Here is a 15846-nt window from a genome sequence, read left to right on the forward strand (position 1 = left end):
GCGGCCTCCTAGCCCGCCCACGGGAGGACGGGCGAGGAGGCCTTCGTGCGGGTGCTCGGCCGAGCCCGCGACTGTATGCCCAGGCGGTCGTGTTCAGGGTGTCCTCGAAACCGGTGAACGGCTCCTGCGGGGTGTACGAGTCGGTGGTGAAGCCGACGTCCACGTCGTCCGCCGTACCGCCGGTCCCGTCCGCCCCGATGCCGAGCCCCCGGCCGATGAAGCCGATCTTGTCGCTCTGCGGTCCCAGGTAGGTTGGGCTGGCCGAACGGGTCAGGATTGTCACGGCTGTTGAGGACCCGGACGGCGAAGTGCGGGTCGGTGCCCTTCGCGGCCAGACCAGTGGCGATGTTCTCCTTCACGGAGGCCACGACGGCGTCGATGACCTTGTTCCTGCCCGGCTGGGCTGAGCCCCAGCCGGGCAGGAACGCCGGCATCGGTGACAGGTCGTGCTGCGCGGTGGCTGGTGGCGCGGGGCGGGCTTCGGAGTCCGGAGATCGCCCCCGCCCGCCCACTCACACAGCGCCGCAGGGCACCTGTCCCGCCCGGAAAGCGCCGCGCCACCCGCATCCCCGACGGAAAACAGCGCGCGCCCCCGTCAGTCAGTCCTCCGGCTCGGAAGTGCGCTGCAAATCGGCCCGCCCCTCCGCGGCCCGGATGAAGCGGGTCATCCCGAACTGGCTTGTTCCGGTGGCGTCTTGGGGATTGCCGGTAGCCGATTCGGTGGAGCGGGACGTGGTCGGGAGGACGTACGGGCGGCGGAGCACCTCGTCGAGGATGATCACGGTCTCGGTCGCGCGGACCGCCGGGATGGTGGAGAGGCGGTCGGTGACCAGGCGGTGGACGGCGGTGACGTCGGCCACCCGGATCTGGATCATGGCGTCGTGCTCGCCGGTGGTGACGGCGCAGTACTCCACCTCCGGCATCTGGGCGAGCGCCGTGCGGAACTGTTTCCACAGCTCCTGGCGGACCGTGACGAAGATCAGGGCGCAGATCTCAAGACCGACCCGGTTGTGGTCGACGCGGGCGCTGAAGCCGTTGATCACGCCGTCCGCACGGAGCGCTTCGAGGCGGGTGTAGGCGTTCGCGCGGGAGACACCGACGCGTTCCGCGAGGGCGGCGACGGAGATACGGCCCTGGGTGCGCAGCACGTCGAGGATCTTGAAATGCACCGAATCCAGGGCAAGACCGATGCCGATCCGTCCAGAGCGGCGCTCGCCCGGGGTCTCCGGGGTCGACAGATCTTCCATGTTCGCGCCTCTCCGTTGCATTACGTCTCGCGCTGGTCCCGTCCGCCGAGAGTCCTGGTTAGTTTCAGCCAACCCTAACGGCGAATCGTCCAGGTCCCCTCCCGGCATCCGCCCGCACCCGCACGGCCTTCTTCCGCTCCGCCCTGCTCTGTCTTGCCCACGGAGGCACGCATGCCCAGATTCAGTGCCGGGTCGTACCCGGTGGCACTCCCTCTCGTCGCGGTCGCGGCGCTCGCCCTGAGCGCCTGCTCCGGCGGTACGAGCGCCTCCGGTTCCTCGGCCGGCAAGACCCTGGTCGTCGACACGTCGTTCAACCTGAAGACCGCCGACCCGGGCCGTGAGTTCGAGCCGACCGGGCAGATCGTGGACAAGGCGCTGTACGAGACGCTGCTGTCCTTCAAGGGCTCCGACGTCACCAAGCCGGTACCGGGCCTCGCCTCCTCGTACGAGCAGTCCAAGGACGGCAGGACGCTCACCCTGCACCTGCGCGCGGGCGCGAAGTTCGCCGACGGCAGCGCGGTCACCGCCGACGACGTCGTCTTCTCACTGAACCGGGTGATCGCGCTCAAGGGCAACCCGTCGTTCCTGCTCGACGGCGTCACGGTCACCAAGACCGACGCCTCCACGGTCACCCTGACCTCGAAGAAGGCGAACCCGGCGCTGCCCTTCATCCTCCCCAACCCCGCGCTCGGCATCCTCAGCGCGAAGACGGTCCAGGCGCACGGCGGTTCGGCGACCGCGACGGACGCGGCGGAGAAGTACCTCAACACCACGTCGGCGGGCTCCGGGCCGTACACCCTCACCTCGTTCAACACGAACACCCAGGTCGTCCTGACCAAGAACCCGAAGTACACCGGCTCCGACAAGCCGACCTACGACAAGATCGTCATCCGCAACGTCCAGGCCCCCACCCAGAAGCTGAACGTCCAGCGCGGCGACAGCCAGATCGCCCTCGACCTCACCTCAGACCAGGTCAGCGGGCTCGGCGGCGGACTCAAGGTGGACAGCGGCGCGTCCTCGGACGTGATCTTCCTGCTGCTCAACCGGAACACCAAGGTCAGCAGCACGACGGCCAACGCGAAGTTCGCGGAGGCGGTGCGCAAGGGCATCGACTACAAGAGCCTGCTCTCGCTCGCCGGCACCGGTTCCGTCCAGCCCGCCGGGATCATCCCGTCGACCTTCCTCGGCGCGCTGCCCGCCTCCGAGGCCGCGGGCCGCGACCTTGCCGGAGCGAAGGCCGCGCTCAAGGCGAGCGGTATCGCCAAGCCGTCCGTGACCCTCGGCTACGCCAGCGACCTGACCGTCGACGGCCTGTCCCTCCAGACCCTCGCCGAACGGGTGCAGGCCCAGCTGAAGGAGGTCGGCATCACCGTCACGCTCGCCCCCGCGCCGACCACCACCGAACTCGACAACTACCGCAACGGAAAAGAGCAGTTGGGCCTCTGGTACTGGGGACCGGACTACCCGGACCCCAGCGACTACCTGACCTTCCTCCCCGGCGACCTCGTCGGCCTCCGCGCGGGCTGGAAGGCCGGCGCCGACCCCACCCTCACCGCACTCGGCGACAAGGCCGCGACGACGATCGGCGACGACACCCGCAAGACCCTGTACGAGCAGATCCAGACCCGCATGAACGCCTCCGGCCCCTTCATCCCCCTGATGCAGCCCAGCCGGAACACCGTCTCCGCCGCGTCCGTGACCGGCGTGGCCTACAACCCCGTGTGGACGATCGATGTCGCCGCGCTGGGCGCGAAGTAAGGGGACAGGGGGCGAGGAGGCGGGCGCCAAGGACGCCGACGGCGTGGGCTCGGGCGACCGCCTCCCCATCGGCGGCGGCTCGGGCGGCGGCGACCGCCTTCGCGCGGGCCGCCCGACGGCCCTCCGCCCCCGCCGTCTCCTCGCCCGCCACCCCCTCGCCCGTTTCCTCCTCCGCCGTACCGCCACCGCCGCGCTGCTCGCCCTCGGCGTCACCCTGGTGACGTTCGTCCTCACCAACCTGGTCCCGGGCGACCCGGCCGCCGCGAACCTCGGCCAGCGGGCGATCGGCGACCCGGCGATCGTCGCCCAGTTCCGCCACCACTACGGCCTCGACAAGCCACTGCCGGTCCAGTACGTCACCTACCTCGGCAACCTCCTCCACGGCGACCTCGGCGAGTCCCAGCAGAGCCACCAGTCCGTCCTCACCGACCTGTCGACGGCCGTCCCCGCCACCCTCGAACTCGCCGGCGCCGCGATCGTGATCTCCCTGATCGTGGGCGTGGCGTTCGGCGTCGTCGCGGCACTGCGCCGGGACCGCCTCACCGACCAACTCCTGCGCGTGGTCAGCCTGTTGGGCGTCTCGGTACCGACCTTCTGGCTGGCACTGCTCGCCTTCTACGTCTTCTTCTACCGCCTCGGCTGGGCCCCGGGCAGCGGCCGCCTCGACCCCGGCATGACAGCCCCGCCACACGTCACCGGCCTCTACACGATCGACGCGGCACTCGCGGGCCAGTGGCCGGTGTTCTGGAGCGCGGTGGGCCATCTCGCCCTCCCCGCACTGGTGTTGACGGCCTACACGGTCGGCCTGCTCACCCGCTTCACCCGCTCGGCCGTCCTCGAAGTACTCAACCAGGACTACGTCCGAGCGGCCCGCGCCAAGGGACTCCCCGCCCGCACGGTCCTCTTCCAGTACATCCTCCGCGCGGCCCTCGTCCCCGTCATCACGGTCGCCGGACTGGCCTTCGGCGCCCTGCTCTCCGGTACCGTCCTGGTCGAGTCGATCTTCGCCTGGCCGGGCCTCGGCGCCTACGCCTACCGCAGTGCGACCACCCTCGACCTCCCCGCCGTGATGGGCGTAGGCCTGGTCGTCGGCCTGGTGTACCTGACCGTCAACCTCGCCGTGGACGTCCTCTACGGCGTGATCGACCCGAGGGTGAGGGTCCAGTGAAACGCAGTCATGAGGGTGCGGTGAAACGCGGTCTGCTACGACGGCTGCCGCCCGCCTGGCGCAGACCGCTCGCGGTGACGGGCGGTCTGGTCGCGCTGTTCTGGCTGGTCATCGTCCTCGCCGCCCCGCTGCTCGCCCCGCACGACCCGCTCGCGCAGAACCTGCCCCGGCTGGCCGCCCCCGGCGCCGGACACTGGTTCGGCACGGACGAGCTGGGCCGGGACGTCCTGAGCCGCGTGCTGTACGGCGCCCGGGTCTCCATCCCGCTCGCGCTCCTGCTGGTGGCCATGTCGCTGCTGGTCGGCGGAGTGCTCGGGGCCTGCGCCGGGTTCTTCGGGCGCTGGGTCGACGAGACCGTGATGCGGATCGCGGACCTGGTGTTCGCCTTCCCCACCGTCATCCTGGCGATGGTGGTCGCCGCCGCGCTCGGCGCCAGCCTGGAGAACGCGGTACTGGCCGTCCTGGTCGTCTCCTGGCCGTCGTACGCACGCGTCACCCGGGGCCTGGTCATGGGCCTGCGGAACCGTGAATTCGTGCTCAGCGGACGACTGTTGGGCTTCTCGGCCTGGCGTTCGCTGCGCGTCGACATCCTGCCCAACGTGCTCGGCCCGCTCCTCGTCCTGGCCACCCTGGACATCGGCACCGCGACGCTGCTGCTGTCCGGGCTGTCCTTCCTCGGGCTCGGCGCGAAACCGCCGACCGCGGAGTGGGGCGCGATGGTGGCGGACGGGACCCAGCAGTTCGACAAGTGGTGGATCGGGGTCTTCCCCGGCCTGGCGATCCTCACGGTCGTCCTCGCCTTCAACTTCCTCGGCGACACACTGCGGGACGCCCTCGACCCGGGTACCGCCCGCACGATCGGCGCGGAGAAGGAGCGTGTGGCATGACCGACGGCGACACGGTCGACGTACTGAAGATCAGTGGTCTGACCCTCGACCTGGGCGGCGCCCGCATCCTCGGCGGTGTCGACCTCGCGCTCCAACCCGGCCGTATCCACGGGCTCGCGGGGGAGAGCGGTTCGGGCAAGACCATGACCGGGTTGGCCGTGCTCGGCCTGCTGCCGCCGGGCGCCCGCACCGGCGGGCGGATCGAGTTCCAGGGCACCGACCTGCTGACCCTGCCGGCCCGCCAACTGGCCGCGCTGCGCGGGCAGTCGGTGAGCATGGTGTTCCAGGACCCGTCCACCAGCCTGCACCCCATGCTCAGCATCGGCCACCAGCTCACCGACCACCTGCGCCACCACCTGAAGCTGAACCGGAAGGCGGCGAAGGAGCGGGCCGCCGAACTGCTGACACAGGTCCGCATCCCCAACCCCCGTGAGGCGCTGGGTCGTTACCCGCACCAGTTCTCCGGCGGCATGCGCCAGCGCATCGCGATCGCCATCGCGCTGGCCTGCGAACCGAAGGTCCTGATCGCCGACGAGCCGACCACCGCGCTCGATGTGACCGTGCAGGCAGGTGTGTTGCGGCTGCTGCGCGGTCTCTGCGACGACCTCGGGCTCGCCGTCCTGCTGGTCACCCACGACCTGGGCGTGATGTCCGCGATCGCCGACGAGGTGAGCGTGATGCGCCACGGCCTGGTCGTCGAGACGGGTCCGCGCGGCCGGGTCCTCACCGACCCGCGACACGACTACACCCGCACGCTCTTGGACGCCCTCCCCGGAAGGAGCACCGTATGACGACCAGCCCGCCACCCCTTACGACCCCCCGCTCGACGGCCCCTCTCCTCTCGGTCGACGACCTCGTGGTCCAGTACCACCGGCCGGGCGCACCCCCTACCCGGGCCGTCGCCGGGGTCAGCCTCCAGGTGCGGGCCGGTGAAGTCGTGGGCCTGGTAGGGGAGTCGGGCTGCGGCAAGTCGACGCTGGCCCGCGCGGTCTGCGGCCTCACCGCACCGGCGGAAGGCCGGATCACCTACGACGGCACGCCGGTACGCCCGTTGCGGGTGCGCCGCCGCGAACAGGCCCTGACCGGCGTCCAGATGGTCTTCCAGGACCCGTACGGCTCCCTCAACCCCCGGCGCCGGGTGGGCTCACAGATCGCCGACGGCATCCGTACGGCGGCCGGGCGGGGTGAGTCGGCGGCCGAACTCACCACCCCGGAGGACCTGTTGACCCGGGTCGGCCTGCCGGCGAGCGCCGCCGATCGCTACCCCCAGGAGTTCTCCGGCGGCCAACGCCAGCGCATCGCCATCGCCCGCGCCCTCGCCGCCCGACCCCGCCTGCTCGTCGGCGACGAACCGATCTCCGCGCTGGACGCTTCCGCTCAGCTCCAAGTGGCCACACTGATGCGGTCGTTGGCCGTCGAGTCGGGCGCGGGGTTGCTGTTCATCAGCCACGACCTGTCCGTCGTACGGCTCATCGCGGACCGGATCGCCGTGATGTACCTCGGGCGGATCGTGGAGACCGGTCCCACCGCCGAGGTGTGGGCGGACCCGCGACACCCTTACACCCGGGCGCTGTTGGCCGCCGTACCGAAGCCGGACGGGGCGGGAGTACTGCCCGCCGAACTCCCCGGCGACGTACCCGACCCCGCCGACCCGCCGAGCGGCTGCCGCTTCCATCCGCGTTGCCCGCTGGCCTTCGACGGGTGCGACCGGGAGGAGCCGGAGTTGATCGCGGGGGGTGTCGCGTGTCGGTTGTACGCGGCGTGAGTGGGGGTGGGGTGTCCTGATCCACCCCGGCAACGCCGGAAGCGTTTGATCACGGAGGCGCCCGTTGACGGTCGACCTACCGGGACGTGACCACCGCGCGCCCTGCCTGTCACCAGTGTGCGCAGAGCCCCCGCGTCAGCGGCGCCCCGCACTCCCGCACACGCGGAAACCCACGCATAGAACGCCGAACGGAACCTCACGCCGAACCCCACGGAGAACCCATGCCCGCCACCCCACCGCCCGACGACGACCACCCCCACGATCCCACCGAGCCGCCCGCGGACCTGTACCCGGCCGACCGCCTCCGCCGCGTCCGGCAAGCCACGGCCCGAGCCGGTCTGGACGCCCTGCTGATCTCTCCCGGCGCGGACCTGCGTTACCTGACCGGATACGACGCCAAGCCCTTGGAACGGCTGACCTGCCTGGTGCTGCCCGCCGACAGTGACCCCTTCCTCCTCGTGCCGGCCCTGGAGGAACTCGCCGCCAAGGCATCCCCGGCCGGTGACCTGGGCATCGAGATCACCGGTTGGGGTGAGACCGACGACCCCTACGCCCTCGTCGCGGCCCGGCTGCCTGCCCGTACCGCCCGCGTCGGCGTCGACAACCGCATGTGGGCGGAGAAGACCATCGCCTTCCGCACCCAACTGCCGGGCACCAGCCAGGAGTTGGCGGGGGGTGTGCTGAACGGGCTGCGGATGCGCAAGACCCCGCAGGAGGCGGCCGCCCTGCGCCGGGCCGGTGCGGCCATCGACCGGGTGCACGCACGCATGGGGGAGTGGCTGCGGGCGGGTCGTACCGAACGCGAGGTCGGCCGGGACATCGCGGACGCGATCATCGCCGAGGGACACATCCGCGTCGACTTCGTCATCGTCGGCTCCGGCCCGAACAGCGCCAGCCCGCACCACGAACTCTCCGACCGGACGATCCGCCCCGGCGACCCGGTGGTGGTCGACGTCGGCGGCACGACCCTGGACGGTTACTGCTCCGACTCCACCCGGGTGTACGCGGTGGGCGAGCCGCCCGCGGAGTTCCGCCGGCTCCACGACGTACTGCTCGGCGCCCAACGCGCCCAGACCGATGCCGTACGCCCGGGCATCACGGCCGGTCAACTCGACGCCGTAGGACGGGACATCATCACCGACGCCGGATACGGACCGCACTTCATCCACCGCACCGGACACGGCATCGGCCTGGAGAGCCACGAGGAGCCCTACATCGTGACCGGCAACCCGCTCCCGCTCGCCCCGGGCATGGCCTTCTCCGTCGAACCCGGCATCTATCTGCCCGGCCGGTACGGAGCCCGGATCGAGGACATCGTGATCTGTACGGAGGAGGGCGGCGAGCGCCTCAACCGCACCCCCCGGGACCTGGTCGTCCTCCCGTGAACCGGAACGAACAGGAGGGGCGGGAGCGTCACGCAGGGGGAACAGGAAGCGACGCGACGATCCACGGCAGGAACCTCGCCGCCGCACCCGCGCAACTACGCCTGACCGGCGAGGACTTGATCCTCCGCGAGTGGACCAGGAACGACCTCCCCGCCATGACGGAGCTGTTCGACGACCCCGAGATCGCGCACTGGACCCCGCCGGCCTCCCCGTTCGACGAGGCCGCCGCCCGCGCCGCGGTGGCCCGAGCCGCCGGCTGCCACCTCGTCGACGAACCGCCGATCGCCGCGATCGGCAAGGGACGGTCGCTCACCCTGCCAACGTGGGCGCACGACCGCCCCTGACCCGGACCGCACCCCTTCCCACCAGACACTCACCCAAGGATCCGCCATGCCCGCTCCACCGCCCCCTTCCGCCCGTCCCGCCGCCGACCGCGGTGCCCGCCCGGGTGGCGCGCCCGCCGACCTGGCCGATGTGTGGACGGTGATCACGGGTATGTACGCGGGCTACACCGCGGGCGACCGTGACCGTATCGACGCCTTCCTCGACCCGAAGGCCACCATCTGGGACTCGGCGACCCCCGGACTCATCAGTGGCAGAACGGAGTTGAACCGCGTCCGGGACGCCCGACCCACGCCGGACGGCGGTCCCGCCGAGACCGGCCTCACGGCGTACGACCAAGTCGTCGACGTCTTCGGGGACTTGGCCGTGGCCCGCTACTGGCTGCGGGTCGACTTCCGTGCGGCCCCGTCGGAGTTGGCCCGCAACACCGCGGTCCTGCGACGCGCGCGTCCCGACGGCCGCTGGCTCGTCGTGCATCTGCACGAGGACATCCAGAGCGTCCCGGGGGAGAGGGCGGATCCCGACAGTGCGACAACGGCAACTCTGGGTCACTGACGTCGAGTTGGGAATAGTGGGACGGGTGAGGCACGGGGGTCTGTTCCCTCTACTATGTCGGGGTCCGGTCCGGGCGTCGTCCGAGGACTGGTGTCGCACCCCCGCACCCACGCACCCCGGCTGGGCAACAGGGTTGGAGCCCAGCCGAGTTGACCTCACGGTGGATCTGGTGACTGTCGGTTCCACCCAAGGAGGACATGTCCCGTGCTTTCGCTCGATGGCTCCGACCCGTCGCACATAGGTCGTTACCGTCTGGTCGGCAGACTCGGCGAGGGCGGGATGGGGAGGGTGTACCTCGCGCGTTCGCCGGGCGGCCGTCCCACCGCCGTCAAGGTGATCAACGACCACCTGCGCCATGACGAACACGCCCTCAGCCGGTTCCGCCGCGAGGTGGAGACCCTGGGCACCGTCCGCAGCGCGTACACGGCGTCGCTCATCGACGCGGAGCTGGACACACCGCCGTACTGGCTGGCCACCGAGTACGTGCCGGGGCCCACGCTGCACGCCGCGGTCGTCGCCAACGGGCCGCTCCCCGCCGATCTGGCCCGGGTCATGCTGGCCTCCCTGGCCGAGGGGCTGGACGCCATCCACGTGCGCGGTGTGTGGCATCGGGACCTCAAGCCGCACAACGTCATCCTCTCCGCGACCGGCCCTCAGCTGATCGACTTCGGCATCGCCAGGACCACCGGCACGTCCAACCTCACCCAGGTCGGCGGGGCGATGGGCAGCCCCGGGTTCATCGCGCCGGAGACGATCACGGGCGGCGAGACCGGTCCCGGCGCGGACGTGTTCGCCCTCGGGGCCACGCTGGCGTTCGCCGTCACGGGCCGACCGCCTTACGGGGACGGGCCGTTCGCGGCCGTGTCCTACCGCTCGGTGCACGGCGAGATCGACCTCCGGGGCGTGGACCCGGGCGTCGCCGAGCTGATCGCCGCCTGCGCGCAGAGCGATCCCGCCCTGCGTCCCACCCCGCATCAGATCGTCGAACTCTGCCGGGCCGAGGCCGACCTCGTCCACCATCCGGCCTACCAACGGGCGCTCGCCGTGGGCTCGTTGACGGATCGGGAACGTGTCGCGACCGTCGCCGACAACGGGAGCGGTGGGTCGCCCATCGCCTCGGAGGCGATGACGGCCGTAGCCCCGCAGACAGCGGTCGCCATGGACAGCGGCGCGCGGGAAGCCCACGCGGCCACTCTCCTCGCGCCGAACCCGGGCCTGGACACCCCCACGCAGCCGCACGTGGCGGATATCTACGGCCCCTATCCGGTGGGAACCGGCCCGACTCCGCCCCCGGACGGCGGAGGCACCCGAGGTGAACCCGGGCGTCGCACGCTCTGGACCGCCATCGGCGCGGCCACGCTGGTCGTCGTCGCCGGCTCCGGGCTGCTCCTGTTCAACACCCTTGACGACAAGGGCGACAGCAAGAGCAAGGACTCGTCGTCAGCCCATGTCACACCGTCCGCCAGCGCAGGCCGTGCCGCCCATGTGTCGGCCTCCCCGTCCGCGAGCGGAGCGACGGCGTCTCCTTCCGCCTCTGCTTCCGGCACAGGTGAGAGCAAGCTGCCCGACGCCGTGGTGGTGAAGTCCCCCTTCACGTTCGAGGTCGGGAAGTTCATCCAGACCGTACGCTCGAAACTGATCATGCAGACGGACGGCAACCTTGTGCTCTACGACGCGTCCGGAACGGCGCACTGGGCGAGCCAGACCCAGGGCGCGGGGAACACGGCCACGTTCCAGGCGGATGGCAACCTCGTGGTCTACGACGCTGAGCACCAGGCGCTGTGGAGCAGCAAAACGCAAGGTGCCACCGGGGCCGTGCTCAAGGTCCTGGAGGACGGCAACATGGTCATCGCGACGGACGCCGCGGTCGTCTGGCAGACCAATACCGCGAGTTGAGGGCGGGGGCGCGAGGCCGACGGAGCGAACTCGGCCGACGGATCAGCCGAGTCGGCGCCCTCTGGGCCGGTTCGGAAGATCATGCGAGAGTGGGCGCATGACGGCACCAGAAGCCACGGTCGTGGCGGTCGACGAGGTCGAGGAACTCGCGGTGGACGGGCTGCGCTGGCTGATCGACGCGGCGCGAGAGACCTCCGGAGGAGGCCTCGCCTGGTCGAGAAAACCCTCGGACGACGAGCCGAACCCGTCCCTCTACAGCGGTACGGCCGGGAACGTCCCCGTGCTCCTGGAAGCGTGGCGGCACTTCGGCGACGACTCCTACGCCGACGCGGCCCTGCGCGCGGGGATCGGTCTCGCGGACTCCGTCGACGACGTCGAGGGCGACTCCCTCTATTTCGGCCGCACCGGAATGGCCCTCGTCCTGCGGACCCTGCACGAGGAACTCGGGGACGCGGCCGCCGGTGCCGCCGCCGACCGCGCGCTGCACCTCGTGCGGTCACGCTTCGACGGGACCCGCTGGGGCGAGCTGTTCGAGCTGATGGGCGGCAACGCGGGGATCGGCCTCGGCGCACTCCTGACCGGCGACCCCGAACTGGCCGTCCTCGCCGTGGAGCCGTACCTGCGGACGGCGGAGCGGACTTCGGCGGGCGTCCACTGGCCCCACCGCCCGGGCATCGAGTCCCGCCTGCACCACATCTCGCACGGCACACTCGGCATGGTCGTGGGACTCGCCCGGGTCGGCGAAGCCACCGGCCGCCAGGACCTGGTCGAACTCGCGCTGGCCGGTGCCGCGGACGTCGTGTCCCGCGACGAGGCGGGACCGGAAGGCTTCCTGGTCCGGCACTCCACCCCGCAGTTCCGCCCCGACGTGATCGAGCCCGTCACGTACGGCTGGTGCCACGGCCCGGCCGGTGACGCCCAGGCCTTCCGGCTCCTGCGGGACATCACGGCCGACCCCGCCTGGTCCGCTCTCGCCGACCGCTGCTGGCACACGGTCACCCACTCCGGCCTGCCCCAGCGGCTGCGCCCGCGCTTCTGGGACAACAACGGCCGCTGCTGCGGCACCGCGGGCGTCCTCGCCCTGGCCTGCGACCGGATCGCCGAACAGAAGGACCCGCTGGAGCAGCGGGACCCGTACGACTTCGCCCACGTGCTCGTCGCGGACCTGGCCGCCCGCGCGACCCGGGACGCTGACGGCGCCCGCTGGTCGAACGTCGAACACCGGGCCACCCCGAGCGACCTCGAACCGTTCACGGGCTGGGCGATGGGCAACGCCGGCATCGTCCGCGAACTCCTGCGCTTCGTACGGCTCGGCCGAGGAGGCGATCCGCGCTACGCGTTCGCGTGGCCGGACCAGCCTCCGGTGCACGCCCGGGACACGACCTAGCGGACCTAGCGGACCCGCGCCACCGCCGCGTAGATCCCGCTGCCTTCCGGAGCCTTCTCCGACGCCGGTGGGTTCCACTCCGTCGCCGTCACCAGGCCGGGCGGCACCAGTTCGAGGTCGTCGAAGAAGCGGGCCACCTCCGGGCGGGTGCGGAAGCCGAGCTTGATGCCGCCCTTGGCGTACTCCGCGGTGACCTGGGCGGCGAGTTCCGGGTACAGGTCGGACGCTGCGTGGGACAGGACCAGGTAGCTGCCGGACGGCAGGGTCGCGACGAGGTTGCGGACGATGCCGTGGGCGTCCTGCTCGTCCGGGATGAAGTGCATCAGCGCGATCAGCGAGAGGGCGATCGGGCGGGTGAAGTCCAGGACGTGGCGGGCGTGTTCGACGATGAGCTCCGGCTCGCGCACATCGGCCTGGATGTAGTCGGTGACCCCGTCGGCGTGGCTGATCAGCAGCGCCTCGGCGTGACGCAGGACGATCGGGTCGTAGTCGGTGTAGACGACCTTCGCCGTCGGCACGGTCCGCTGGACGATCTGGTGCAGGTTGGGCGCGGTCGGGATACCCGTGCCGATGTCCAGGAACTGGTCGATGCCCTGCCCGGCGAGCCAGGTCGCCGCGCGGTGCATGAACTCACGGTTCTGCCGCGCCGCGTCCTTCGCCTCCGGCGGAAGCTTCTCTCCTACGGCCTCGTCGACCGGGTAGTTGTCCTTGCCGCCCAGCAGCCAGTCGTAGACCCGCGCGGGATGTGCCTTGCCGGTGTCGATCTGCGGTGACGGCTTGGGGTCGGTCGTCATGGCAACTCCATCGCGGCAGGTGAGAAGGGTGGGCGGGAGGGGCGGGGCAAGCTCCCGATCATCGTACCCGGGGTGCTTCATGTGGCTTGTGGGGGAGGGGAGTTGGGGCCTTCGTGCCCGTCAACCCGCAGTACGTCCGTACAGGCCGTCGAAGAGGATGGTCGTCAGGGCGTCGGCCAGCGTCTCCACGGTCAGGTCGCGGTCGGGGCGGTACCACTCCACGAGGGAGTTGACGGTGCCGAACAGCAGCCGGCTGGCGAGGTGCGGGTCGATGTCCGCCCGTATGCCGCCCTCGGCCGCCGCCCGGGTCATCAACTCGGCCACCCGGTGGTCGAATTCACGGCGCCGGGCCAGCGCCCGCTGCTCCACCTCGCTGTTGCCGTGCAGCCGCAACAGCAAGGTGACGTACGGCAGTTCGGCGGCCAGTACCTCGACGCTGCGGTGGATGATGCGCTTCATCCGGGCCGTGGCGGTCGCGGCCGTGTCCGGGGCTCCGCTGTCCCCCTCCCGGTCCCCGGCCTCCTCGTCCAGCACGGCGAACAGCGCGTCCAGCGCGCGGTTGACCGCGAGTTCGAGGAGTTCCTCCTTGCCGGACACATGGTGGTAGATGCTCGATTTGCTGAGGCCCAGGCGTCGGGCCAGTTCCTCCATGCCGGTGCCGTCGTAGCCGCGTTCGTTGAAGACCACGACGGCGACCTCCAGCAGCGAGTCGCGGTCGTAGGCGGGCCGGCCGTGGCGGCCGGCCGGGCTCTGCACAGGTGTCCTGGTCACCGGGCCATTGTGACAAGGTCGGCGACCGTGCCGGGCGGAACGGCCTCGGAGGTCACTGGTCCCGCAGATCCTTGACCCGGCGGATCTTGCCCACCGAGCGCTCCAGGGTCTCCGGATCGACGATCTCCACCGCCACGCTCACGCCCACGCCGTCCTTGACGCCCTTGCCGATCGCCGCCGCGGCCGCGTCCCGCTGCTCGGGAGTGCTACCGGGGCGGGCCTCGGCGCGGACCGTCATGTGGTCCATACGGCCGCGTCGGCTGAGCTGGATCGTGAAGTGCGGCGCGACCCCAGGGGTGCGCAGCAGGATCTCCTCGATCTGGCTGGGGAAGACGTTCACCCCGCGCAGGATGATCATGTCGTCGCAGCGGCCGGTGATCTTCTCGATGCGCCGGAAGGCCGGTCGGGCCGTGCCGGGGAGGAGCCGGGTCAGGTCGCGGGTGCGGTAGCGGATGATCGGCAGCGCCTCCTTGGTGAGGGAGGTGAAGGTCAGCTCGCCGCTGTCGCCGTCGGGCAGCACCTCGTCGGAGATCGGGTCGACGACCTCCGGGTAGAAGTGGTCCTCCCACACGTGCAGGCCGTCCTTGGTCTCCACGCACTCCTGCGCGACACCGGGGCCGATCACCTCCGACAGGCCGTAGATGTCGACCGCGTGGATGTCCATGCGCTCCTCGATCTCGCGGCGCATCGCCTCCGTCCACGGCTCGGCACCGAAGATGCCCACCTTGAGGGAGCTGGTGCGCGGGTCGACGCCCTGGCGCTCGAACTCGTCGAGGAGGGTGAGCATGTAGGACGGGGTGACCATGATGATCTCGGGCTTGAAGTCCTGGATGATCTGCACCTGGCGGGCGGTCATGCCACCGGAGGCGGGGATCACGGTGCAGCCCGCGCGCTCGGCGCCGTAGTGCGCGCCCAGACCACCGGTGAACAACCCATAGCCGTACGACACATGGATCTTGTGGCCGGGGCGGCCGCCGGCCGCGCGGATCGAGCGGGCGACGACGTCGGCCCACATGGAGAGATCGTTCTCCGTGTAGCCGACGACCGTGGGGCGGCCGGTGGTGCCGCTGGAGGCGTGGATACGGCGGACCTGGTCCATGGGGACGGCGAACATGCCGAAGGGGTACGTGTCCCGCAGGTCGGCCTTGGTGGTGAAGGGGAACCGGGCCAGGTCGTCGAGGGTGCGGCAGTCGTCGGGTTTGACGCCTGCCTCGTCGAACTTCCTGCGGTACAGCTCCACGTTGTCGTAGGCATGCCTCAACGTGGCCTGGAGCAGGCCGAGTTGGTGCTCGCGCAGCTCCTCGCGGCTCAGGCGCTCGGCGGCGTCCAGCAACCCGTCGGGGAGCGGTTCCCCGAGGCGCGGACTCACGGGCGGCGAAGCCGGTGGGGCCGCCGGGGCTGTCAGGTCGCTGCTCATGGAGACTCCTTCGTCTTCGCGCTGTTGATCGTGCGGCTGCGGCCGCGGAACTCCGCGATCACCTGGTCGCCGCGCATCACGCTCACGTCGTAGATGCCACTGCGGCCGAACCGGGTGCGCTCCGTCGCCGTCGCCACCAGGACGTCGCCCTCGTACGCCGGGGCGACGAAGTCGATGTCGGCCGCGGCGGCGACGGTCACCGGGCCGTGGCTGTTGCAGGCACAGGCGAAGGCCGAGTCCGCGAACAGGAACAGATAGCCGCCGTGAGCGGTCTTGTGTCCGTTGACCATGGCAGGGGTCACGGTCATACGGAGCACGGCGGTCCCTTCGCCGTGCTCGACGAGCTCCATCCCGAGAGCCCGGGACGCCTCGTCCGCGGCGAACATCCTCGCCGTCGGACCGGAGGCCGTGTCAGCGGCCTGCGTCATTTTCCACCACCTTGTGGACCGACCGAACATTCGGTTAGCGTGCGTC

At 70.9% G+C, this 15846-nt stretch carries 15 protein-coding genes; 10 read left to right on the forward strand and 5 right to left on the reverse strand.

The genetic code is table 11. From position 1 onward, the window contains the following. Nucleotides 1-599: 599 nt before the first annotated feature. A complete protein-coding gene (locus tag OG194_RS42315) occupies nt 600-1247 on the reverse strand; it encodes an Lrp/AsnC family transcriptional regulator (protein WP_327406011.1) in 648 nt (215 codons plus the stop codon). A 171-nt stretch (nt 1248-1418) separates the two neighbouring features. On the opposite strand from OG194_RS42315, the gene OG194_RS42320 reads away from it, so the two are divergent. The 10 genes from OG194_RS42320 (at nt 1419) to OG194_RS42365 (ending at nt 12390) form a co-directional block, all read left to right on the forward strand. After that, a complete protein-coding gene (locus OG194_RS42320) occupies nt 1419-3005 on the forward strand; it encodes an ABC transporter substrate-binding protein (RefSeq protein WP_327406012.1) in 1587 nt (528 codons plus the stop codon). Next, nucleotides 2980-4173, forward strand: a complete 1194-nt coding sequence (locus tag OG194_RS42325) for an ABC transporter permease (RefSeq protein WP_327406013.1) — start codon at nt 2980-2982, stop codon at nt 4171-4173. The genes OG194_RS42320 and OG194_RS42325 overlap by 26 nt, the downstream gene beginning before the upstream one ends. Then, nucleotides 4170-5060: an ABC transporter permease gene (locus tag OG194_RS42330; RefSeq protein WP_327406014.1), complete on the forward strand. Its 891-nt coding sequence runs from the start codon at nt 4170-4172 to the stop codon at nt 5058-5060. The genes OG194_RS42325 and OG194_RS42330 overlap by 4 nt, the downstream gene beginning before the upstream one ends. Next, entirely contained in the window at nt 5057-5851 is a 795-nt protein-coding gene (locus OG194_RS42335) for an ABC transporter ATP-binding protein (RefSeq protein ID WP_327406015.1), read from the forward strand. The genes OG194_RS42330 and OG194_RS42335 overlap by 4 nt, the downstream gene beginning before the upstream one ends. Next, entirely contained in the window at nt 5848-6825 is a 978-nt protein-coding gene (locus tag OG194_RS42340; protein ID WP_327406016.1) for an ABC transporter ATP-binding protein, read from the forward strand. The genes OG194_RS42335 and OG194_RS42340 overlap by 4 nt, the downstream gene beginning before the upstream one ends. A 221-nt stretch (nt 6826-7046) precedes the next feature. Next, a complete protein-coding gene (locus tag OG194_RS42345) occupies nt 7047-8210 on the forward strand; it encodes a M24 family metallopeptidase (protein ID WP_327406017.1) in 1164 nt (387 codons plus the stop codon). Further along, entirely contained in the window at nt 8207-8554 is a 348-nt protein-coding gene (locus tag OG194_RS42350; protein ID WP_327406018.1) for a GNAT family N-acetyltransferase, read from the forward strand. Before OG194_RS42345 ends, OG194_RS42350 begins: the two co-directional genes overlap by 4 nt. Before the next feature lie 46 nt (nt 8555-8600). Next, nucleotides 8601-9107, forward strand: coding sequence for a DUF4440 domain-containing protein (locus OG194_RS42355; protein WP_327406019.1), 507 nt, complete (start codon nt 8601-8603; stop codon nt 9105-9107). Between the two features lie 204 nt (nt 9108-9311). Then, a complete protein-coding gene (locus tag OG194_RS42360; RefSeq protein WP_327406020.1) occupies nt 9312-11003 on the forward strand; it encodes a protein kinase domain-containing protein in 1692 nt (563 codons plus the stop codon). 97 nt (nt 11004-11100) lie between these two features. Next, entirely contained in the window at nt 11101-12390 is a 1290-nt protein-coding gene (locus tag OG194_RS42365; RefSeq protein WP_327406021.1) for a lanthionine synthetase LanC family protein, read from the forward strand. 5 nt (nt 12391-12395) lie between these two features. Here OG194_RS42365 and OG194_RS42370 read toward each other — a convergent pair whose 3' ends face one another. The 4 genes from OG194_RS42370 to paaI all read right to left on the reverse strand — a co-directional run bounded on the left by OG194_RS42370 (nt 12396) and on the right by paaI (nt 15800). Beyond that, on the reverse strand, nt 12396-13184 hold the full coding sequence (locus tag OG194_RS42370; RefSeq protein ID WP_327406022.1) for an SAM-dependent methyltransferase: 789 nt from the start codon (nt 13182-13184) through the stop codon (nt 12396-12398). Between the two features lie 120 nt (nt 13185-13304). Beyond that, complete coding sequence (locus tag OG194_RS42375) at nt 13305-13955, reverse strand: TetR/AcrR family transcriptional regulator (protein WP_327406023.1); 651 nt, start codon at nt 13953-13955, stop codon at nt 13305-13307. Nucleotides 13956-14007: 52 nt separating this feature from the next. Further along, nucleotides 14008-15372 carry a phenylacetate--CoA ligase PaaK gene (gene paaK / locus OG194_RS42380; protein ID WP_327406024.1) on the reverse strand — a complete coding sequence of 455 codons (1365 nt, stop codon included), beginning with the start codon at nt 15370-15372 and terminating at the stop codon, nt 14008-14010. Next, nucleotides 15369-15800 carry a hydroxyphenylacetyl-CoA thioesterase PaaI gene (gene paaI / locus OG194_RS42385; protein WP_327406025.1) on the reverse strand — a complete coding sequence of 144 codons (432 nt, stop codon included), beginning with the start codon at nt 15798-15800 and terminating at the stop codon, nt 15369-15371. The genes paaK and paaI overlap by 4 nt, the downstream gene beginning before the upstream one ends. Nucleotides 15801-15846: the final 46 nt, after the last annotated feature.

This window comes from Streptomyces sp. NBC_01288 (genome assembly GCF_035982055.1).
GTDB lineage: Bacteria > Actinomycetota > Actinomycetes > Streptomycetales > Streptomycetaceae > Streptomyces.

Bases quoted from the DNA above. Each gene is read 5' to 3' on its own strand.
- OG194_RS42345 (WP_327406017.1), top strand. From the start codon at position 7,047: ATGCCCGCCACCCCACCGCCCGACGACGACCACCCCCACGATCCCACC.
- OG194_RS42325 (WP_327406013.1), top strand. From the start codon at position 2,980: ATGTCGCCGCGCTGGGCGCGAAGTAAGGGGACAGGGGGCGAGGAGGCG.
- paaK (WP_327406024.1), bottom strand. From the start codon at position 15,372: ATGAGCAGCGACCTGACAGCCCCGGCGGCCCCACCGGCTTCGCCGCCC.
- OG194_RS42365 (WP_327406021.1), top strand. From the start codon at position 11,101: ATGACGGCACCAGAAGCCACGGTCGTGGCGGTCGACGAGGTCGAGGAA.
- OG194_RS42320 (WP_327406012.1), top strand. From the start codon at position 1,419: ATGCCCAGATTCAGTGCCGGGTCGTACCCGGTGGCACTCCCTCTCGTC.
- OG194_RS42370 (WP_327406022.1), bottom strand. From the start codon at position 13,184: ATGACGACCGACCCCAAGCCGTCACCGCAGATCGACACCGGCAAGGCA.
- OG194_RS42315 (WP_327406011.1), bottom strand. From the start codon at position 1,247: ATGGAAGATCTGTCGACCCCGGAGACCCCGGGCGAGCGCCGCTCTGGA.
- OG194_RS42340 (WP_327406016.1), top strand. From the start codon at position 5,848: ATGACGACCAGCCCGCCACCCCTTACGACCCCCCGCTCGACGGCCCCT.
- OG194_RS42335 (WP_327406015.1), top strand. From the start codon at position 5,057: ATGACCGACGGCGACACGGTCGACGTACTGAAGATCAGTGGTCTGACC.
- paaI (WP_327406025.1), bottom strand. From the start codon at position 15,800: ATGACGCAGGCCGCTGACACGGCCTCCGGTCCGACGGCGAGGATGTTC.
- OG194_RS42355 (WP_327406019.1), top strand. From the start codon at position 8,601: ATGCCCGCTCCACCGCCCCCTTCCGCCCGTCCCGCCGCCGACCGCGGT.